General features: G+C 59.2%; 24 protein-coding genes. All 24 read left to right on the forward strand.

Annotated features, from left to right (window positions below; all coding sequences use genetic code 11):
* Nucleotides 1-612 (forward strand): site-specific integrase (locus UIA24_RS20440; protein WP_330523751.1); only part of this gene is annotated, 612 nt, incomplete at its 5' end.
* The gene (locus UIA24_RS20445; protein ID WP_330523752.1) at nucleotides 609-926 is read left to right on the forward strand and encodes a hypothetical protein; all 318 of its coding nucleotides are present in this window, start codon (nucleotides 609-611) and stop codon (nucleotides 924-926) included. The genes UIA24_RS20440 and UIA24_RS20445, both read left to right, overlap by 4 nt.
* 10 nt (nucleotides 927-936) lie before the next feature.
* Nucleotides 937-1,278 carry an antiterminator Q family protein gene (locus UIA24_RS20450; RefSeq protein ID WP_330523753.1) on the forward strand — a complete coding sequence of 114 codons (342 nt, stop codon included), beginning with the start codon at nucleotides 937-939 and terminating at the stop codon, nucleotides 1,276-1,278.
* A 208-nt stretch (nucleotides 1,279-1,486) separates the two neighbouring features.
* Nucleotides 1,487-1,801: a phage holin, lambda family gene (locus UIA24_RS20455; protein WP_442963054.1), complete on the forward strand. Its 315-nt coding sequence runs from the start codon at nucleotides 1,487-1,489 to the stop codon at nucleotides 1,799-1,801.
* 60 nt (nucleotides 1,802-1,861) lie between these two features.
* Complete coding sequence (locus UIA24_RS20460) at nucleotides 1,862-2,050, forward strand: hypothetical protein (RefSeq protein WP_330523755.1); 189 nt, start codon at nucleotides 1,862-1,864, stop codon at nucleotides 2,048-2,050.
* The gene (locus UIA24_RS20465) at nucleotides 2,050-2,385 is read left to right on the forward strand and encodes an HNH endonuclease signature motif containing protein (RefSeq protein ID WP_330523756.1); all 336 of its coding nucleotides are present in this window, start codon (nucleotides 2,050-2,052) and stop codon (nucleotides 2,383-2,385) included. Before UIA24_RS20460 ends, UIA24_RS20465 begins: the two co-directional genes overlap by 1 nt.
* Nucleotides 2,386-2,534: 149 nt before the next feature.
* Nucleotides 2,535-3,017 carry a terminase small subunit gene (locus UIA24_RS20470; RefSeq protein WP_330523757.1) on the forward strand — a complete coding sequence of 161 codons (483 nt, stop codon included), beginning with the start codon at nucleotides 2,535-2,537 and terminating at the stop codon, nucleotides 3,015-3,017.
* 5 nt (nucleotides 3,018-3,022) lie between these two features.
* A complete protein-coding gene (locus UIA24_RS20475; RefSeq protein ID WP_330523758.1) occupies nucleotides 3,023-4,702 on the forward strand; it encodes a terminase large subunit in 1,680 nt (559 codons plus the stop codon).
* Nucleotides 4,703-4,728: 26 nt separating this feature from the next.
* On the forward strand, nucleotides 4,729-5,928 hold the full coding sequence (locus UIA24_RS20480) for a phage portal protein (RefSeq protein ID WP_330523759.1): 1,200 nt from the start codon (nucleotides 4,729-4,731) through the stop codon (nucleotides 5,926-5,928).
* Nucleotides 5,906-6,559 (forward strand): HK97 family phage prohead protease, encoded by a 654-nt coding sequence (locus UIA24_RS20485; protein ID WP_330523760.1) that lies wholly within the window; start codon nucleotides 5,906-5,908, stop codon nucleotides 6,557-6,559. The genes UIA24_RS20480 and UIA24_RS20485 overlap by 23 nt, the downstream gene beginning before the upstream one ends.
* Before the next feature lie 10 nt (nucleotides 6,560-6,569).
* Nucleotides 6,570-7,772: a phage major capsid protein gene (locus UIA24_RS20490; RefSeq protein WP_330523761.1), complete on the forward strand. Its 1,203-nt coding sequence runs from the start codon at nucleotides 6,570-6,572 to the stop codon at nucleotides 7,770-7,772.
* Nucleotides 7,773-7,812: 40 nt separating this feature from the next.
* Complete coding sequence (locus tag UIA24_RS20495; protein ID WP_330523762.1) at nucleotides 7,813-8,238, forward strand: HeH/LEM domain-containing protein; 426 nt, start codon at nucleotides 7,813-7,815, stop codon at nucleotides 8,236-8,238.
* Complete coding sequence (locus tag UIA24_RS20500) at nucleotides 8,231-8,548, forward strand: head-tail connector protein (protein WP_330523763.1); 318 nt, start codon at nucleotides 8,231-8,233, stop codon at nucleotides 8,546-8,548. Before UIA24_RS20495 ends, UIA24_RS20500 begins: the two co-directional genes overlap by 8 nt.
* Nucleotides 8,545-8,883: a phage head closure protein gene (locus tag UIA24_RS20505; protein ID WP_330523764.1), complete on the forward strand. Its 339-nt coding sequence runs from the start codon at nucleotides 8,545-8,547 to the stop codon at nucleotides 8,881-8,883. Before UIA24_RS20500 ends, UIA24_RS20505 begins: the two co-directional genes overlap by 4 nt.
* Nucleotides 8,876-9,358, forward strand: coding sequence for an HK97-gp10 family putative phage morphogenesis protein (locus UIA24_RS20510; protein WP_330523765.1), 483 nt, complete (start codon nucleotides 8,876-8,878; stop codon nucleotides 9,356-9,358). Before UIA24_RS20505 ends, UIA24_RS20510 begins: the two co-directional genes overlap by 8 nt.
* A complete protein-coding gene (locus tag UIA24_RS20515; RefSeq protein ID WP_330523766.1) occupies nucleotides 9,355-9,723 on the forward strand; it encodes a DUF3168 domain-containing protein in 369 nt (122 codons plus the stop codon). The genes UIA24_RS20510 and UIA24_RS20515 overlap by 4 nt, the downstream gene beginning before the upstream one ends.
* A 63-nt stretch (nucleotides 9,724-9,786) precedes the next feature.
* A complete protein-coding gene (locus tag UIA24_RS23390) occupies nucleotides 9,787-10,521 on the forward strand; it encodes a phage tail tube protein (protein ID WP_442963055.1) in 735 nt (244 codons plus the stop codon).
* A gap of 8 nt (nucleotides 10,522-10,529) precedes the next feature.
* Nucleotides 10,530-10,949, forward strand: coding sequence for a phage tail assembly chaperone family protein, TAC (locus UIA24_RS20530; protein ID WP_330523767.1), 420 nt, complete (start codon nucleotides 10,530-10,532; stop codon nucleotides 10,947-10,949).
* Between the two features lie 11 nt (nucleotides 10,950-10,960).
* Nucleotides 10,961-11,209, forward strand: a complete 249-nt coding sequence (locus UIA24_RS20535; RefSeq protein WP_330523768.1) for a phage tail assembly protein T — start codon at nucleotides 10,961-10,963, stop codon at nucleotides 11,207-11,209.
* A gap of 35 nt (nucleotides 11,210-11,244) precedes the next feature.
* Entirely contained in the window at nucleotides 11,245-13,809 is a 2,565-nt protein-coding gene (locus tag UIA24_RS20540) for a phage tail tape measure protein (protein WP_330523769.1), read from the forward strand.
* Between the two features lie 13 nt (nucleotides 13,810-13,822).
* Nucleotides 13,823-14,332, forward strand: a complete 510-nt coding sequence (locus tag UIA24_RS20545; RefSeq protein ID WP_330523770.1) for a hypothetical protein — start codon at nucleotides 13,823-13,825, stop codon at nucleotides 14,330-14,332.
* Nucleotides 14,329-14,808 carry a DUF1833 family protein gene (locus UIA24_RS20550; protein ID WP_330523771.1) on the forward strand — a complete coding sequence of 160 codons (480 nt, stop codon included), beginning with the start codon at nucleotides 14,329-14,331 and terminating at the stop codon, nucleotides 14,806-14,808. The genes UIA24_RS20545 and UIA24_RS20550 overlap by 4 nt, the downstream gene beginning before the upstream one ends.
* Nucleotides 14,809-14,810: 2 nt before the next feature.
* On the forward strand, nucleotides 14,811-15,218 hold the full coding sequence (locus UIA24_RS20555) for a hypothetical protein (protein WP_330523772.1): 408 nt from the start codon (nucleotides 14,811-14,813) through the stop codon (nucleotides 15,216-15,218).
* On the forward strand, nucleotides 15,184-17,907 hold the full coding sequence (locus tag UIA24_RS20560) for a host specificity factor TipJ family phage tail protein (protein ID WP_330523773.1): 2,724 nt from the start codon (nucleotides 15,184-15,186) through the stop codon (nucleotides 17,905-17,907). Before UIA24_RS20555 ends, UIA24_RS20560 begins: the two co-directional genes overlap by 35 nt.
* Nucleotides 17,908-17,926: the final 19 nt, after the last annotated feature.

A 17,926-nucleotide genomic window follows, 5' to 3' on the forward strand; every position in this document is an offset into this window, starting at 1 on the left:
GCGATGCTGGCCTTGTTGATGCTGTGCCACGGTACCCGCGTCGGTGAGACCCGAATGGCTCAATGGCCACACTTCAGCCTGGCCGAGCGCAAGTGGCATATTCCGGCTGAGCACACCAAGACGCGTGTTGAGCATTCGCTGCCGCTGACCGACCAGGTGTGCGTCCTGCTGACCCGATACAGAGACACCCAGCTCGCCAGTGGCTACACCGGCCAGTACCTGTTCCCGGCCCGTAATGGCAAGGGCATGAGCGAAGGCCAGGCCAGCGCCGTGTTCACCCGACTGGGGAAGGGCGAGTGGACCAGCCATGACCTGCGCAAGTTGGCTCGCACCGGCTGGGCTGACCTGGGTATCGACTTCCTGATCGGCGAGATGCTGATCAATCACGCGATGGGCCACAACGTGCAGGCCTATATCCATACCACGGTCGAGGAGCGTAAGCGCATTGCCCTAGAGCAGTGGCACGCCCATTTAGACGGCAAGGGTTTGATCCTCATTCACGGGTTGAAGGAGGGTAGAAACGAAGATTCGCGCAATGCGCTGGAAGCCGCGCAGAACAAGGGCTGCGGCACCATTCACGAAACAACCATAGGCGAGGATTCAAAGGCATGAAAAAGAGCCATGGCCCCGCCTTCCGCAAGCAGGTGATCGAGCTGGCCCAGTGCCCAGCATGCCGGGGGATGGCGGTCATCGAAGGGGTGTTTCACGAGATGGCCTGTGTGCAGTGCAACGCCTCTGGCTGGGTGGTGGCAGCGACTGGTGAGGCGCTGCCGGTCGACGAGCTGGTCACCCAGTTGAGCCTGCGGTTGCAGGCCGCGCAGCGACAGATCGAACAGTTGAACAAGCCAGTGCTCATGGGGCCGGCTGCGCAGTACCAACAGAACAACCGTCGCGGTGCCGGCGGAACGAATTACACCGGGGATTGAGGGGAAGGACATGAGTAACGTAGAGAAGACGGCCGAGTACCTGCTGGAGCATTGGGGTCGCTGGGTGGTACTGGGCTCGGGCGTGTCGTGCTGTGCGTCGAGAGAGAACACGATCCTTGACCCCATGATTACGGACGATGACGCGCTGTTCATTGATCGGTTGGTCGGACGGCTGAATAAGCGCTACCCAGAATGCGGCCAGGTCATCATCAAGTACTACACCTCCCGCGACACTTCGCTCATGGTCGTCGGGAAAAAGCTCGGCTTTGGAGAGGAGAAGACCCGCCAGCTATGGAAGGCCGGCGTGGCATGGATCGATGGCGCCCTCGATGCTCGGCGTGAGGCCGCTTGACATCCCCGGTCCTCACCAGTATCTTTCATGTTACTTTGCGGTAGGTGCGCGAGAGCAAACTCGCCATCACCAGCAACCTCCTTAAAGCCTCGGCATTTGCCGGGGCTTTTTCGTTTTCGGCTCCTCCACACCCATCGCCCCGAGCTGGGAGTGCTGTTGGGGCTGAATCTATTTCGCTCCCCAAAAGGGAGGAATCGAGATGCCGAACATGCCCGAGAAGGATCCTGGCCTGTGGGCCGCTGTGCTCGCGTGGTTGATCGCCCACCAGCCGCAGCTGTACACCGGCGGCATTGCTGCTGCCGTGGCCATGTGTCGTGTCATCTACGGCGGCGGTCGCGGTCGCAAGATCGTTCTTGAGGGAACCATCTGTAGCTTGATTGCCGTCAGCCTGTTACCGGTGCTTGAGTACTTCGCGCTACCCCCAAACCTCTCTGTCTTCGCAGGCTGCCTGGTTGGCTTCATCGGCGTGGAGAAGCTCCGTGAATACTCCGACCGGTTCATGAGTAAGAAGGCAGAAGGCTGATGGCCTGCGGTGGATGCGCCGCCCGGCGCGAGTGGATCAACAAATGGACAAAGGTGGCCTATGAGCGAGCACGCAGTCTCCTTGCTGGAAAAGATGCTGGCCGAGCAGTTGAAGCAGACTCAGCTGCTCGAGCAGATCGCAACCAATCAGGTGGCACTGATCCAGGCGCTGGGTGATGAGCAGGACGTGGATATGGGCGAGCTGCCGCAGACCTACCTCAGTGGCGCGCCTGTTCTCGGTGGTGCCTGATGACCAAGCTCAAGATGCTCAGGCCTCCTCTGAAGATGGCAGCGAGCCAGATTGCCAAGGTGCAGGTTGTTGCTGACAGGCGCATCACTGGCCGGCGGCTCCAGGCTCGCCGGCTGGCGGTGTGGCAGCAAGACCCAACATGCGCGGCCTGTGGCAGGGTGGTTGACTACCCTGGCGGTTTCGAGTTGGACCATAAGGTGCCGCTGTTCATGGGTGGTGAGGACGTGGAAGCTAACTGCCAGGTGCTCTGTGTCCGCTTTGAGCTGATCGACGGCTATCGCATCAAGGTCGGCTGTCACGCCTCCAAGACTGCCAGGGAGGTGCCAGGGTCGTGATCGATCTGAATGCACTGAAGTGGTGCGAATCTAGGGGCTTTGACGTGCTTCAAGGGTAGGGGGAGGGGTAAAAGTTCAGGCCCTCTGCCGGCGGAAACCGCGCCCCCTCCCATTCGCAGATTTTTTCCCCTTTCACGGAAAAGTTAAACATGGCGTTAACCGACAAGAAGCGACGGTTTGCTGACGCTTTGCTGTCGGGGGCGTCAAACCGAGAGGCGGCAATCGCCGCCGGGTATTCCGCGAAAACCGCATCACAGGCCGGCTCTAAGCTCGCAAAGGATCCCGATGTGATAGCCGTCATGGGGCGACAGATCAGGCGCAGGGATGCTGCGAAGGCAGAAGTTAAACCCGAGTTAAAAGTTAACTCCTCGCCGCTGGCAGCCGACGAAGACACAGAGTTCCTGCTTGCCGAATTTGACGATCCCAGGGACTTCCTTGTGGCGGTCATGAACGAGCAAGCCGCTGAGCCGCGTCTGAGGGTTGAGGCGGCGAAGACTCTCATGCCCTATGTGCACGGCAAGGTTGCAGAGCAGGGCAAGAAAGGTCAGAAGGCCGATGCAGCGAAGAAAGCTGCAACCGGTCGATTTGGTCAGGGCGCCCCGCCTAGGCTGGCGGTCGATAACACACGGTGATTTGAATGGAATGGTCAACTGCTTGCCTTGACTGGGAAGCGAGGATCGTTGCCGGCCAGTCACTAGTGCCGATGGCCCCGTTGTTTCCGGGGGAGGCCGCGGCTGGCCTTGAGGTCATGCAGCAACTGCGCATCGTGGACGCCCCAGGTAGCCCAACCATCGGCGAGGCATGCGCCCCCTGGGTTTCCGACTTCGCCGGCTCAGTATTCGGCTCGTACAATCCAGACACCGGCCGCCGCGAAATCAAAGAGTTCGCGCTGGTCATCCCCAAGAAGAACTCAAAATCCACCATCGCTGCCGCGATCATGCTGACACTGCTGATCCGCAACTGGCGGCAGTCGGCCGAGCTGATCATTCTGGCGCCGACAATCGAGGTCGCGCAAAACGCCTTCGCTCCGGCCAGGGACATGGTCAAGCACGATGAGGACCTTGCAGACCTGCTCCATGTTCAAGAGCACATCAGGACAATTACCCATCGCGAGACCGGCGCAACGCTAAAAGTGGTTGCCGCTGACTCGAACACCGTTGGCGGAAAGAAGGCCAGCTTCATCCTGGTGGATGAGATTCACTTGTTCGGCAGTAACCATAACGCTGAGAACATGCTGCGCGAGGCTACAGGTGGCCTGGCATCACGACCAGAGGGCTGCATCATTTACCTGACCACGCAGTCGGATAAGCCCCCGGCCGGTGTGTTCTTGCAAAAGCTGCAGTACGCCCGAGGTGTGCGAGACGGAAGAATCATCGATCCCCGCTTCCTGGCTGTGATCTACGAGTTTCCGCGCTCGATGATTGACGCTGGAGAGCATCGAAAGGCCGAAAACTTCCACATCGTTAACCCAAACCTTGGGTACTCGGTGGATCGGGAGTATCTGGAGCGTGAGCTGGCCAAGGCTGAGGAGTCTGGTGAAGAGTCACTGCGTGGCTTCCTGTCCAAGTTCCTCAACGTCGAGATCGGCTTGGCGCTACTGTCGAACCGGTGGGCGGGAGCTGAGTTCTGGGAGGCCCAGGCGCGCAAGCAAATTGCACTCGATTACATCCTTCAGCGTTGCGAGATCGTGACCATCGGAATCGATGGCGGCGGCCTTGATGACTTGCTGGGCTTGGCCGTATTGGGTCGCGACAGAGCAACGCGCGAGTGGTTGGCCTGGTGCCGGGCGTGGGCACATCCATCAGTGCTTGAGCGTCGCAAAGATATTGCGGCGAACTTGCATGATTACGCCCGTAGCGGCGATCTGGTTCTGGTTGAGCACATCGGCGACGACGTGGAAGAAGTGGCCGACATCGTGGATCAGGTCGAATCGTCCGGCCTATTGCATCAGGTGGGGCTCGATCCTGCTGGTATCGGCGCAATCCTCGAGGCGATCAACGCGCGCGGTGTCGACCAAGAGAAAGTAGTCGGCGTCAGTCAAGGATGGCGTCTTGGCGGCGCCATCAAAACAACTGAGCGCAAGCTGGCTGAGGGCGGCCTGATTCACGCAGACCAGCCGATGATGAATTGGTGCTGCGGTAACGCCCGTGTCGAGCCTCGAGGAAACTCGATCCTGATCACAAAGCAGGCAAGCGGCTCAGCAAAGATTGACCCGCTGATGGCGCTGTTCTGTGCGGTATCGCTGATGGCGACAAACCCTCAAGCGAAATCCACGCTCTCTGACCACATTTCCAAGTATGGAATCAGGACGCTCTGATGAAGCTATTCAAAAGCATTGGCCGCTTGTTTGGTGCCAAGAGCGACCCGCAGACCGTTGATACATCCGAGAAGCTGGCCCAGGCGCTGGGCGCAGGGTACGAAAGTGACTCCGGGCAGCGCGTGACAACCACCAGTGCGATGCAGCAACTGGTGGTCTTCAACTGTGTTCGAGTGCTGGCCGAGTCGATCGGCATGCTGCCGTGTCGGCTGCTTAAGCAAACCGGAAAAGTCCGGCTGCCTGCAACCGCTCATCGGTTGTTTCCGCTGCTGTCGATGGCTCCCAACGGCTATATGACAGCCCAAGAGTTCTGGGAGATGCTGGTTGCCTGTCTGTGTCTTCGCGGTAATTTCTTCGCCTACAAGGTGGTAGCCCTTGGCAATGTAGTTGAGCTGCTGCCGATCAACCCTGACCTGGTAACCGCCAAGCTCAAGGATGACTGGACCGTCGAATACACGGTCAGCTTTAAGACAGGTGTGAAGGTACTGACCCAGGATGAAGTCTGGCATGTACGGCTGTTCACGCTAGATGGCTTGAATGGCCTTAACCCAATCGCTTATGCGCGCCAGGCACTGGGGCTCGGCCAGGCAATGGATGCTCATGCGGCAAAGCTATTCACTAACGGCGCAGTAACCAGCGGCGTGCTACGCACCGAGCAGCAGCTTACTCCTGAGGCGTTCGACCGGCTGAAGACAGATTTTCAAGGTCAACATATGGGGGTGGCGAATGCCTACAAGCCGATGGTCTTGGAGATGGGGCTGGACTGGAAACCGATCAGCCTGAATGCCCAGGACACCCAGTTCATCGAATCGAAGAAGCTGACCGAGTCGCAAATTTGCGGCCTGTTCCGTGTTCCGCCGCACCTGGTGGCCAGCATGGAGAAGATGACGCTCAACAACATCGAGCACATGGGCATGAGCTTTGTGAACTATTCCCTGGTTCCGATCATGACCCGCATCGAGCACCGCATTCAGGTTGGCCTGCTCAACGAGAAGGACCGGCTCACCCACTACGCGAAATTCAACGCTGGGGCCCTGATGCGAGGCGACCTCAAGGGGCGCTATGAGTCCTACGGCAAGGGTATCCAGTGGGGGATTTTGAGCCCCAACGATTGCCGCGAGCTGGAGGACGAGAATCCGCGTGAAGGCGGCGACATCTACCTCACCCCGATGAATATGACCACCAACCCAGAGGCTGCCGACAATGCAGACAAAACAGCGCCTTGATCTGCCGCTGACCATCAAGTCGGTCAGTGACAGCGGCGAGTTCGAGGGCTACGGCTCGGTGTTCGGTGTTGAGGACAGCTACGGCGACGTGGTTGTGCGCGGCGCCTTCGAGGCCAGCTTGGCCAAGTGGAACGAAAAGGGTCGCCTGCCTGCGCTGCTCTGGCAACACAACATGAGCGAGCCGATCGGCATCTACACCGAGATGCGCGAGGACGATACCGGCCTGTTCGTGAAAGGTCGCTTGCTTGTCGAGGACGACCCATTGGCAAAGCGCGCGCACGGCCATATGAAGGCCGGAAGCCTCAGCGGCATGTCCATCGGCTACATGCTCGACGACTACGAATACGACAAAGAGAAGGGTATCTGGCTGCTGAAGGCGATTGATCTGTGGGAAGTCTCCCTGGTCACCTTTCCAGCCAATGATGAGGCCCGGATCACTGACGTGAAATCTCTGCTGGCACGAGGTGAAACACCGCCTCCCAGCAAAGTGGAGCGAGCCCTGCGAGAGGTTGGGTTCTCTGGCTCCCAGGCTAAGGCCTTCATGGCCAAGGGCTACGGCGCAGTTTCACCGCGAGAGGCGGGTGCCGACGACGCACTTCAATCACTGAAATCCCTTTTGGACAAAATGTAAGGAGCCTCTCATGGCTGTGGAAAAGAAAGACATCGATGACGTCGCCGAAGCCCTGGGCAAAAAGTTCGACGAGTTTAAGAAGACCAACGACAAGCGCATCGAAGGCCTGGAAGAAGAGAAGGGCAAACTCTCCGGCCAGGTCGATACCCTGAACGAAAAGCTGGGTGAGCTCGACGAGCTGAAAACTGCGCTGGAGAAAGAGCTTGCCGGCCTGAAGCGCCCGGACGGTACCGGAACCAAGGCAGCCAGCGAGCACAAGACTGCATTCATGCAGTTCGTGCGCAAGGGTGTCGATACCGGCCTCGGCGAGCTCCAGGCAAAAGCGCTGCAGATCGGCACCGAAGCTGATGGCGGTTACGCGGTCCCCGAAGAACTGGATCGCAGCATTATCGAGCTGCTGAAGGACACCTCGCCAATGCGCCAGGTGTGCAACCAGATCACTGTTGGCTCCCCTGACTACAAGCGTCTGGTCAGCTTGGGCGGTGCCGGGTCTGGCTGGGTTGGTGAAACCGATGCACGCCCAGCGACCGGAACTCCGACTCTCGGCCAGATCTCGGCGTTTATGGGCGAGATCTACGCCAACCCGCAAGCCACTCAGACCAGCCTGGACGACATCTTCTTTGGTGCGGAGGGCTGGCTGAATAGCGAGGTTGCCCGCGAGTTCTCCGAGAAGGAGGGCAGTGCGTTTACCAGCGGCAATGGCACGAACAAGCCGAAAGGCTATCTGGCCTACGAGCTGGTAACCGAAAGCGACAAAACCCGCGCCTTCGGCAAGCTGCAGAAGCTGATTTCCGGAACTGCCGGCGGATTCACCGGTGACAACCTGATAGACCTGGTCCACGCCTTGAAGGCCGGCTATCGCGCCAATGGCCGTTTCATGATGACCAACCTGACCCTTGCCTACGTACGCAAGCTGAAGGACAGCGAAGGTAACTACCTGTGGCGCCCAGGCCTGGAGTTGGGCCAGCCATCGACGCTCCTGAGCTACGGCATCACCGAGAACGAAGATATGCCTGATGTTGCTGCTGACGCCAACGCAATCTCGTTCGGCGACTTCAAGCGCGGCTACACCATCGTCGACCGTATCGGTACTCGCGTACTGCGCGATCCCTACACCAATAAGCCTTTCGTGGGCTTCTACACCACCAAGCGCGTTGGCGGCATGCTCGTCGACTCTCAAGCGATCAAGGTTCTGACCCTGAGCGCTTCCTGATTGGGTGGGCGCCTACGGGCGCCCTCTCACTGGAGGATTTATGCCAATCATTTCCGTGAAGAAGCCGTTCCCGTTCGCTGTGGATGGTAATCAGGTAGTCGAGATCTCTGTCGGCGAGCACGACGTGTCGGATCGCTGTGCGCTGGTCGCGGTCGAACATCTTGGCTTGGCCGAATACCTCGACCGTCAGCCATCGCCAATTCTGCTCGAGGATGGACCGACCATTGCTGAATGGGTCGAGGCGGGCTATCTGGCGACGAGCTATCCGCCGCAAGGGTATGCGTCGCGCAGCTCTCAGGAAGAGATCGACGCGGCGGTCAAGGCGCAGAAGGACGCTGAAAGCGAAACCGATCCGCTCAAGATGACGGTGCCCAAGCTGAAGGAGTGGCTCACCGCTAAAGGCATTGCTTTCGACGCTTCCGCGAACAAGCCGGCCTTGCAGGCTCTGGTGCCGAACAATGATTGATCTGGCTACCGTGAAAGCGCACCTGCGCGTAACTCACGATGCCGAGGATGATCTGATTCAGGGCTATACGGACGCGGCTCTGAGCACCTTCGAGCTCTGGACCAATCGCGAGTTGATCGAGGAGGGCGGTGCGCTGCCAGATCCAGTCGGCAAGGCTCTGGTCATCACTAAGTCCATTCGCCAGGGCGCTCTTCTGCTGATCGGGCATTGGTACGCAAGCCGTGAGTCTGTAGTGATCGGGACGATTACCGCCGAGCTTCCCATGGCAACCAATGCTCTATGGGCTCCGCATCGCTGGGTGAACGTATGAGAGCGGGTGTTCTTCGTCATCCGATTGAGATTCAGCACAAGGTCGCTGTTCGGGATTCGGCTACGGGTGAGTTTGGTGAGCCGTCCTGGCAAGTCTTTGCGAACACATGGGCTTCGGTTGAGCCGCTTTCTGCCAAGGATCTGATCGCCGCCCAGGCGGCGCAGTCGGAGGCAACGGCACGGATTGTTATCCGGTACCGCCCAGATGTTCTTCCCACGATGCGGATTGTTCATCGTGGGCAGGTTTACAGCATTGAAGGCCCACCGCTGGAAGACGACAAGTCCGGTCAGGAGTACCTGACCATTCTGGTATCGAAGGGGGTGAAGGATGGCTGATGTCGATTTCAGCATCACCGGCTTGGATAGCCTGCTGGGGAAGCTGGAATCGCTCAGCTATGACGTTCGCCGCAAGGGCGGGAGGGCAGCGCTGCGTAAGGCCGCCCAAGTGGTGATGCAGAAGGCCAAGGACGGCGCCGAGCGGATCGACGACAAGGTAACTGGTCGCTCGATCGCTGAGAACATTGCCCTGCGCTGGAACGGAAAGCTGTTCAAACAGACCGGCGATCTTGGATTCCGAGTGGGCGTGCTGCACGGCGCCGTGCTCAAGGATGGTGGCGACCTCAGCCCGAACTCACCAACGCCGCACTGGCGCCTGATCGAGTTCGGCACCGAGAAGATGGCGGCTGCGCCGTTCATGCGCCCGGCCCTGGCCAGCAGCATCAGCGAAGTGACCAATACCTTCGTTACTGAGTATGAGAAGGCGATAGACCGGGCTATCCGGCGCGCCGCGAAGAGGGCTGCATCCTCATGACGCCACCAATTTTTCAGCTGTGCTCCCAGGCAGTGGCCGTCACAGCTTTGCTCGGTGCCGGGGCAGATCTTCGCCTCTACTCGTTTGGCGAGGCTCCTGAGGGCGTGGCCAAGCCATACGCGGTATGGCAACTGATCAATGGCGAGCCTGAGAACTATCTGGCAGGCCGGCCTGACGCTGACGGCGTAACGCTGCAGGTCGACGTGTACGGCACAACCGGCGCCTCGGTGCGCCAGGTGCGCGATGCCATACGAGACGCCATCGAGTTGCGCGCCCACGTCACCCGGTGGGGCGGCGAAGGCCGCGACCCGACTACGAAGAATTACCGAGCCAGCTTCGATGTGGACTGGATTGTCCTCCGGTAGCTGACCAATCCACCAATAGCCCGCCCAGTGCGGGTTTTCTTTTGCCCGCAATTGGAGAAACCCATGGCGATTCTCGCTCAAGGCACCCAGATCTATGCCCTGGTGCCGTCTACTGCAAACCCATCCTTGTTCGAGGTCATGGAGGTGGAGTGTGCTACCGCCTTCAACCCCGGTGGCAACCCGGCCGACCAGGTCGAGGTGACCTGTCTCAGTGATCGCGTCCGGAAATACCTCCGTGGCTTGCGCACGCCTGGACAAGCGTCGCTGACCCTCAACGTCGACCCGCGCAACGCCTCCCACGTCCGTCTCCACCAGATCTCGGAAGATGATTCCATCGAGAGCATTCGCTGGGTGGTGGGCTGGTCTGACGGTATCGATATCGCGCCGACCGTTGGCGTTGCAGGCACGCTGGCGGCCATCGAGCTGACCAATGGCGGTAGCGGCTACACCACGGCGCCGACCGTTGCTTTCTCTGGGGGTGGCGGTACTGGCGCTGCAGCAACCGCGATTGTTGCTGACGGCAAGGTCGTAGGCTTCAACATCACCAATGCCGGCTCCGGCTACACCGGCAATCCGACGATCACCTTTACCGGTGGGGCCGGTACTGGTGCTGCCGCTTCGGCAGTCTTGGGCGATGCGGACGACTTCGTTCTTCCACCGACCCGCACCTGGTTCCTGTTCGACGGCTATGTCTCCGACTTCCCGTTTGACTTTGCAGCAAACGCAGCGGTTACCACGGCCGCCACCATCCAGCGCTCGGGCGGCTCCGCCTGGATTCGCAAGATCACCAACGCCTGAGGCAGATGATGAAGCTTACGCTCGACTCTCTGAAGAAAACCGGCTCGTTCACGGGCCGTCCAGTTGAGAAAGAAATCACCTGGAGGCAGGGCGAAAAAACTTTCACGGCGACGGTGTATGTCCGCCCGCTGGGCTACCAGGCTGCGGTAAGCGACGTGCTGGCGGCCGGCGGCAAGCAACAGGACAACATCGCTGGCCGTATCGCTGCAGCCATTTGCGACGAGGATGGGAACACCGTCTTCTCCCCGATGGACATCACCCACGGCCCTCTGGATCCGGTCGAACTGGCCAATGACCCGGAAAGTACTAAGCGCCTTGGCGCCCTGGACGGCAACCTCACCGTCGCCTTGATGGTGGCGATCAATGAGGTGAACAACATGGGAAAGACGCCGAACTCACCGACCTCGACGAGTTCTGGCACGAGCTAGTCCTCTGCGGCGTGGGCGGCAGGACTATTGCCGAGGCGAAAGAGCGGATCAGCATCCAGGAGTTTCGCTCCTGGATGAAGTACCGCAGCCGCCGCGGCTCCCTGCACCTGGGAATGCGCTTCGAGCGTGGCACGGCGCTGTTGGCCACGCTTTACGCGAACACCCACACAAAGGACGGCGGCTACACCGTTTACGACTTCATGCCTCACGAGTCCGCGCCTGCGCTGACGCTTGAGGAGGCCATGAAGACCTGGGCGTAGTTGAGCTCTGAGCCAGCGATCAGCAGGAGAAAGGCATGGCAAGTAAATCGCTGGGTACGCTTACCCTAGACTTGATCGCCAAGATTGGCGGCTTCACAGGGCCGCTTGACCAGGCCAGCCGTGAATCGCAGAAGCGCATGGCTGAGATCAAGAAGTCGGCTGAGAACCTCGGCAAAGGGATCGGTACCGCCTTTGCCGCAGTGCCGGCCATCGTCGCTGGTCTGGTCACCAGTTCGGCCATGGCGGCGAAGGAAATCACCAATCTTTCGAACCTGGCAGGCCTCACCACCACCGAGTTCCAGCGCTACGCTGCCGGCGCTGCTTCAGTCGGGGTAGAGCAGGACAAGCTGTCCGACATTTTCAAGGACACCAACGACAAGATCGGCGACTTCCTGGCTACGGGGGGCGGCGAACTCAAGAACTTCTTCGAGACCGTTGCTCCCAAGGTTGGCGTCACCGCAGAGCAATTCCGGAATTTGAACAGCGCGGATGCGCTACAGCTTTACGTGACCAGTCTTCAGAAAGCCAATGTCAGCCAGGCACAGATGACATTCTTCATGGAGGCGATTGCTGATGAGGCCACAGCCTTAGTTCCGCTTCTGATGAATGGCGGCAAAGGCTTCAGAGATCTTGGCGACGCAGCCCAAGCGGCTGGCATGATCATGGACGATCAAACAATCGCTTCGGCTAAGCAGTTCAATACCGAGTTAACTGTACTGGGACAGTATGCGAGTTCGGCGACAACTGCGCTGGCTGCGGAGTTTATGCCGGTTTTGGCGCAGCTCGGGAAGGATCTGGTCGACACGACGCGGGATGCCGGCGGGCTGCAGAGCCGGGTTCGCGAGCTCGCAGACGACCTGGTCCAGATTATCGCTGTGTCAGCTTCTACTGGTGACGGCATCGCTCGAGCATTCAAGATAACGGCGGCTGCGCTGGTCGGCACCTTTGCTACAGCGATGGGGTATTTGCAAAAGGTTGGAGCAGGAGCCAACCAGATCCTCAACTTCATCTCATGGGGTGATACTGCTGCCGAGTTCAGGGCGACGGCAGAAAGCTTCGCCAACGACGCACAGATCAACCTCGGTGTTGCCCGTCTGGCGATGGCAGATCTCAAGGGGGAGTTTGAGAGACCTCTAGCCGGCGACGCCTTCCGGGATTATGTAGCAAATGCCCGCAAGGCTGCCGCCGAGCTCCCAAAGATACTTCCACCTGGCGGGCAGGGCGCAGGATTTGTCGGGCAGACTGATTCCGACAAGGCTGCGCAAAAGGCGGCCGAGGCCTCTGCAAAGAAGCTGAATCAGTCCTTCGAGACCGCTGAGGAAAACCTCAATCGCCAGATCGCATTGATAAACACCAGCACTGACGCCCGGAAGAACGCCACGGAGGTTGCAAAGCTCCAGTTCGAGATTGAGTCAGGCAAGCTGGTTGGAATCAATGCCCAGCAGCAGGAGCGCCTGAACGGCCTGGCTTTGGAGCTTGATCGGCTTCAAAAGCTGAAGCAGGCGAACGAGGATGCGGCCAAGGCTCGTGCCTTCGGCGCGACATTGGACGATGGTAATCAGACTGCCCGAATGGGCTTTGAGATCGAGCTGGCTGGTGCTGGCAGCGGCGACAAACTGAAGGAACGCCTGAAGGCTGATCTTTCCATTCAGCAAGACTACAACAAGCAGTTGGCCGACCTGCAGAAGCAGTTCAACGGTGGAGACATCAGCGAAGAGCTTTATAAGCAGGAAACCGAGTTGCTCCGCGAGGCGCTTGCTGAGCGCATGGAGATTCAGCAGGACTATTACGCCCAGCAAGATGAAGCGCAGAACAACTGGCTGGCCGGCGTTTCCTCAGCCTGGGAGAACTACCGCGACACGGCAATGGACTACCAGCAGCAGGCGGCAGACTTCACAGCCAGCACGCTGGATACGCTGACCGGTGCGGTAGGTGACGGCATAGCGTCGATGATCTTGGAGTCTGAGAGCCTTGGTGATGCCTTTGTTAATGTGGCGTCGACCATGGCCAAGAGCATCATCAACGCCCTTGCCCAGATGGCCGCGCAGTGGCTGGTGTATCAGGCGGTTCAGCTTATTGCAGGCAAGGCGACACAGGCCAGCGCTGCCACCTCAATGATTGCAAACGCACAGGCAACCTCGTTTCAGGCGCAGTTGGCGGCATTCGCCAGTACGGCTGCAATCCCTATTATCGGCCCGATTCTCGCGCCAGGCGCCGCTGCAACTGCGGCGGGTATTACTGCACCTATGGTTGCTGGCGTCGCTAGCGCTGCTCTTGCTGGTATGGCTCACGACGGTATTGATTCGGTTCCGGAAACGGGCACCTGGCTGCTTCAGAAGGGTGAGCGAGTTACTACCGCTGAAACCAGTGCGAAGCTCGACCAAACGCTGAGCAGGATTCAATCGGGCCAGTCTGGCACCTCTAGCGGAGGGGTTGTCGTCAACCTGATTGAGGATGCAAGTCGAGCTGGTTCTGTGCAGCGCCGGAAAAATGCAAACGGAGAAGAAGAGGTGGATGCGTTCGTGTCTGATATCTACGGTGACGGGCCACGTGCGCAGGCGCTTCAACAACGCTTTGGCCTGACGGCTCAAGGTACCTAATCGAGGCAAGTCAATGATTCAGTACCCTGCAGGTCTTCCTTGTGCACTGCGTGAGAGCTACGGCTTTGAGCCGGTAAACAACATCATTCGAACGCGCATGGTCAGCGGTAGGGCTCGCCAGCGCATCTCGTTCAGCAGTGTTCCCGCAACTGTGCCGCTGAGCTGGATTTTTTCACAGCGGCAGGCGCTACTGTTTGAGTCCTGGGCCGCCCAGGTTGCGAAGAGCGACTGGTTCCTGATGGACCTGAAAACAACTTCAGGTTTTCAGAAGGTAGAGGTCAGATTTACGGAAACCCCCAAAGGGCCTGAGTTAATTGGGGTGAACAGTTGGAGGTTCACTGCAAGCTGCGAGCTTCGTGAGCGCCCTCTGCTTGCTCCAGGTTGGGCAGAAATAATGCCTGATTGGGTTTTGCATATGAGCACGTTTGACCTTGCAGTCAACCGGGAATGGCCGCTCAGCCGTTACCAGATCAACATGGACGCCTTCGACTATGGCGTTAACCAAGAGTGGCCACAGCCATGAACCTGATTGCACAGTGCTACGCATCGGGCGGTGATGAGCTGGTGACCACGCTTGAGGCGACGTATGAGGGAGCGCCCGGCCCGTATCTGGCCTGCGCTGGGTTTCAGGACCGGACCTGCACCACTGAAGATGGCCGGACGCTTACGTTTACCGCCATGGGGATCGAGGAGGCGCTGCCGAAGAACGACAACAGCGCATTCCAGAGCCTGATCATTGCGATGGACAACATTACCGGCGACGTGCAGGAGGTCGTCGAGACAGCCAAGCAGGCCGATAAACGCATCACCGTAACGCTGCGGATCTATCTCGCGAGCGATCTCTCGTACCCATCGGAGAAGTACCGCATGACGGTGCTGAGCCGTGAGTATGAAGGCGGTGTCGCCAAGCTGACGTGCGGCTTCTTCGACCTGCTCAATACCAATGGCCTGCGCAACGTCCTCACCACTCTCTTGGCCCCCGGCCTGAAGTACATCTAACCATGATCGAAAAATATCTGACCGCCCCTTACAAGGATGGCGGACGGGGGCCTATTGCCTTCGATTGCTGGGGGCTGTGCCGGGCTATCCGCCACGACCTGTTTGGCCTGCCATGGCTTCCGTCCTTAGGAGCGGTTGGCAAGGACAAGATCCGCGAAAACACCAAGGCCTATCGCAGCGTCCGCCTGGCGATGGAGGAATGCGCCCCGGAGCCTGGAGCCATTGCCGCAGTGCTGCGTGGAACTGCGCTTCTGCATGTTGGCACGGTCCTCCTGAGCGAAGGCCGACTGAAGGTGCTGGACACAAACCCCGGTGGCGCCTGCCTCAGAACAATCAGCGACTTTGAGTCCGCTTACCCAAGGGTGGTGTATTACCGTGACCATCGAGTTCTACCCGAACAAGCTGTCTGATACTGCGCCGCTTGCCGTCTACAAGACGGATCGCCGGATGACCATCGAGCAGTGGCTGATGTCGCAGGCGCCGGAGTATGAGCGCAGGGAAAGCCCGCCGATCAGCGTCGTCCTGAATGACGAACTGATTGAGCATAACCTGTGGCACAAGGCGAAGTTCAAGCCATCCGACCTGCTGCAGATCTATCGCGAGCCAAAGGGCACCGACCCGTTCTCAATCACGTACGCCCTGTTCAAAGGCGCAAAGGCAGTGCTGAAGGCCCTGATGCCGAAGATGCCAGGCCTTCCAAGCACCTCATCTGTAGGGCAGGGCAATCCGCTGAAAGAGGCCAGCGCCAAGGGCAATAAAATGAAACTGGGCGATGCTGTCCGGCAGATCGCCGGCATGCAGCGCACATATCCTTCGTACCTGGCTCAGCCGCGCACCTGGTTTGCCGGGCCTCGCGATCAGCGTGTTGAAATGCTGCTGTACGTCGGCGAGGGTGAATACTCAATTCCGGCGAGCAAGATTCGCGTAGGCGAAACGCCGATAATTTCACTCGGCTCTGATGCTGAGTACGCAATCTATCCGCCAGGCGCAGACCTTTCTGGCGACCCGGCCTACATCAACTGGTTCAACGTGCCTGAAGTCGGGGCAAGCTCCAGCGGCGCTGCCGGCCTTGAGCTGACCACCTCGACGAACCTTACGCGCTCAGCCAATGCAGCGGTCTATCAGTTCTCGGGCAATTCGATCAGTGTCCCGACTGGATCAGGGGCTTTCCCCTCCGATTGGTCTAGCGGCCTGATTATTCGGGTTGTCGCCCCGTATTCCTACACCGTCATTGATGGTGGCGTTGATCGCGACATCATCACCGGACCCCTTGAGATGCTGAACCCATACCCGGGTATGACGATCGAGGTGGCGGGCAGTAATGCCGGGTTCTATGTGGTGAACAGCTACACCCCGGCATCGGGCGGATCAGCGGCACAGATGACCCTCGACTACGAGGGTGGCACTCCGGTTGTCGGCCTTTCCCCAGGAATTGGCCTGGCCAGCATCGGTCCGCGCGGCCTGCGGTACCGGATTACCACTTTCAGCACTTCGGTCATGATCCTTGAGCGTCTTGCCTCTGATGGTTCAACTGATGCTGGGTGGCCTGGGTTCAACACGATTCAGTCGGTAACCGCAGTGATCTCGCTTGATCAGTCAAACCTGCAGGGTGGCTACCGTGGGCCTTTTGCGTGCTGCCCTGAGGGTGAACTGGTCACCGAGCTGGAATGGACGGTGTTCTTTGCCAACGGCCTGTGTGGCGTGGGCAGGGAAGGGCAGATCTACAGGGTGCCGGCCTACCATACGTTTGAGTACCGCGACATGGATGTTGCAGGCGCCTGGACGGTGATTGAAAAGTCTCACTCTGGTGGCTCACTGGATGCCCAGGGCTTTACGAACAAGGTGACGCTTCCTTATCCCATGCGCGCCGAGGCGCGGATCAAGAAGCGTAAGGTTGACCTTGGAGGCCTGGCGAACGAAGAGGCTCGGGACGATACCACCTGGTACAACCTGCGCGGACGCATGCAGAACTCGCCAACGCGCTATCCGGGCCTGACGGTAATGACCTGCCGTATTCGTGGCGGCGACCGCCTTTCCGCACAGTCGGAGAGTGAGGTGAACCTTGAGGCAACTCGCGTGTTGCCGATCTTCAAGGCTGGATCATGGCTGCCCAAAGCGCCGACGCGCGATATCACGGCCTGGTGCCTGTACCTGCTCAAGAGCCTCGGCTATACGGATGATGACTTTGACCTGGAGGAATGGTCGGTATTCCAGGCGACATGCGAGGCTCGCGGCGACTTCTACGACGAAACGCTGGATTCAGCCACGACCGTCAAGGACATGCTGAACAACGCGCTGGCCTGTGGTTTCGCTGAGCTGGTGGTATTCAACGGTCTCATTCGTCCGGCACGGGATGAAGCGAGAGCCGCGTTTGACGTCACCTACGGACCAAAGACGCAGACCTACTCGCCGCAGAACATGACCAAGGCGCTGAAGATCAACGGTTCGCTGCCATCAATCAACGACTTCGACGGTGTCGATGTCGAGTACTACTCGAGCAAGACATGGGCTTGGGAAACGGTTGAATGCCGCTGGCCTGGCGATCTCGGCACCAAAGTGGAGAAGATCAAGCTACCCGGTGTCAGCGAGGAACATCGCGCCTGGCGCATCGGTATGCGGCGCCGTGGCCACCAGAAATACCGCACAGACGTATACAGCTGGGAAACCGAACTGGATGGGCGCAACAGCGGGTACCTGAGTTTCGCCGCTGTAGCCGACGACACGCCAAAGCGCTGCCAGAGCGCAATCCTGCTCGACTTCCAAGTGACCGGTAGCGGAACGCTGCTCCGGTCATCGGAGATGCTCGACTGGTCTGCTGGCGGGGCACACAAGATCGGCCTGCGCCGCCTCGACGGCACACTGTCCGGGCCGTATGACGCTACCCGGGTAGACGATTACACCGTGCAGGTTGCAGCGCTCGACTTTACGCCCGAGGTGAATGGTCCGCTTGAGCCGCCGCACATCCTGTTTGGACCAGTCGCTCGATGGGCCTACCCGGTCCTGATCACTAGCTCTGACCCGTCAAACGGCAACGTGTCCATGAAGGGCATGCCCTACGACGCTCGCGTTTACACCTACGACGACCAATTCCCGGACTAACCGGAACCACATCGCATAA

The organism is Pseudomonas sp. AL 58 (assembly GCF_036348395.1).
Lineage (GTDB): Bacteria > Pseudomonadota > Gammaproteobacteria > Pseudomonadales > Pseudomonadaceae > Aquipseudomonas > Aquipseudomonas defluvii.

Excerpts from the sequence above, each read along its gene's own strand:
- UIA24_RS20445 (WP_330523752.1), top strand. The coding sequence starts at position 609 with ATGAAAAAGAGCCATGGCCCCGCCTTCCGCAAGCAGGTGATCGAGCTG.
- UIA24_RS20450 (WP_330523753.1), top strand. The coding sequence starts at position 937 with ATGAGTAACGTAGAGAAGACGGCCGAGTACCTGCTGGAGCATTGGGGT.
- UIA24_RS20455 (WP_442963054.1), top strand. The coding sequence starts at position 1,487 with ATGCCCGAGAAGGATCCTGGCCTGTGGGCCGCTGTGCTCGCGTGGTTG.
- UIA24_RS20460 (WP_330523755.1), top strand. The coding sequence starts at position 1,862 with ATGAGCGAGCACGCAGTCTCCTTGCTGGAAAAGATGCTGGCCGAGCAG.
- UIA24_RS20465 (WP_330523756.1), top strand. The coding sequence starts at position 2,050 with ATGACCAAGCTCAAGATGCTCAGGCCTCCTCTGAAGATGGCAGCGAGC.
- UIA24_RS20470 (WP_330523757.1), top strand. The coding sequence starts at position 2,535 with ATGGCGTTAACCGACAAGAAGCGACGGTTTGCTGACGCTTTGCTGTCG.
- UIA24_RS20475 (WP_330523758.1), top strand. The coding sequence starts at position 3,023 with ATGGAATGGTCAACTGCTTGCCTTGACTGGGAAGCGAGGATCGTTGCC.
- UIA24_RS20485 (WP_330523760.1), top strand. The coding sequence starts at position 5,906 with ATGCAGACAAAACAGCGCCTTGATCTGCCGCTGACCATCAAGTCGGTC.
- UIA24_RS20490 (WP_330523761.1), top strand. The coding sequence starts at position 6,570 with ATGGCTGTGGAAAAGAAAGACATCGATGACGTCGCCGAAGCCCTGGGC.
- UIA24_RS20495 (WP_330523762.1), top strand. The coding sequence starts at position 7,813 with ATGCCAATCATTTCCGTGAAGAAGCCGTTCCCGTTCGCTGTGGATGGT.
- UIA24_RS20500 (WP_330523763.1), top strand. The coding sequence starts at position 8,231 with ATGATTGATCTGGCTACCGTGAAAGCGCACCTGCGCGTAACTCACGAT.
- UIA24_RS20505 (WP_330523764.1), top strand. The coding sequence starts at position 8,545 with ATGAGAGCGGGTGTTCTTCGTCATCCGATTGAGATTCAGCACAAGGTC.
- UIA24_RS20510 (WP_330523765.1), top strand. The coding sequence starts at position 8,876 with ATGGCTGATGTCGATTTCAGCATCACCGGCTTGGATAGCCTGCTGGGG.
- UIA24_RS20515 (WP_330523766.1), top strand. The coding sequence starts at position 9,355 with ATGACGCCACCAATTTTTCAGCTGTGCTCCCAGGCAGTGGCCGTCACA.
- UIA24_RS23390 (WP_442963055.1), top strand. The coding sequence starts at position 9,787 with ATGGCGATTCTCGCTCAAGGCACCCAGATCTATGCCCTGGTGCCGTCT.
- UIA24_RS20530 (WP_330523767.1), top strand. The coding sequence starts at position 10,530 with ATGAAGCTTACGCTCGACTCTCTGAAGAAAACCGGCTCGTTCACGGGC.
- UIA24_RS20540 (WP_330523769.1), top strand. The coding sequence starts at position 11,245 with ATGGCAAGTAAATCGCTGGGTACGCTTACCCTAGACTTGATCGCCAAG.
- UIA24_RS20545 (WP_330523770.1), top strand. The coding sequence starts at position 13,823 with ATGATTCAGTACCCTGCAGGTCTTCCTTGTGCACTGCGTGAGAGCTAC.
- UIA24_RS20550 (WP_330523771.1), top strand. The coding sequence starts at position 14,329 with ATGAACCTGATTGCACAGTGCTACGCATCGGGCGGTGATGAGCTGGTG.
- UIA24_RS20555 (WP_330523772.1), top strand. The coding sequence starts at position 14,811 with ATGATCGAAAAATATCTGACCGCCCCTTACAAGGATGGCGGACGGGGG.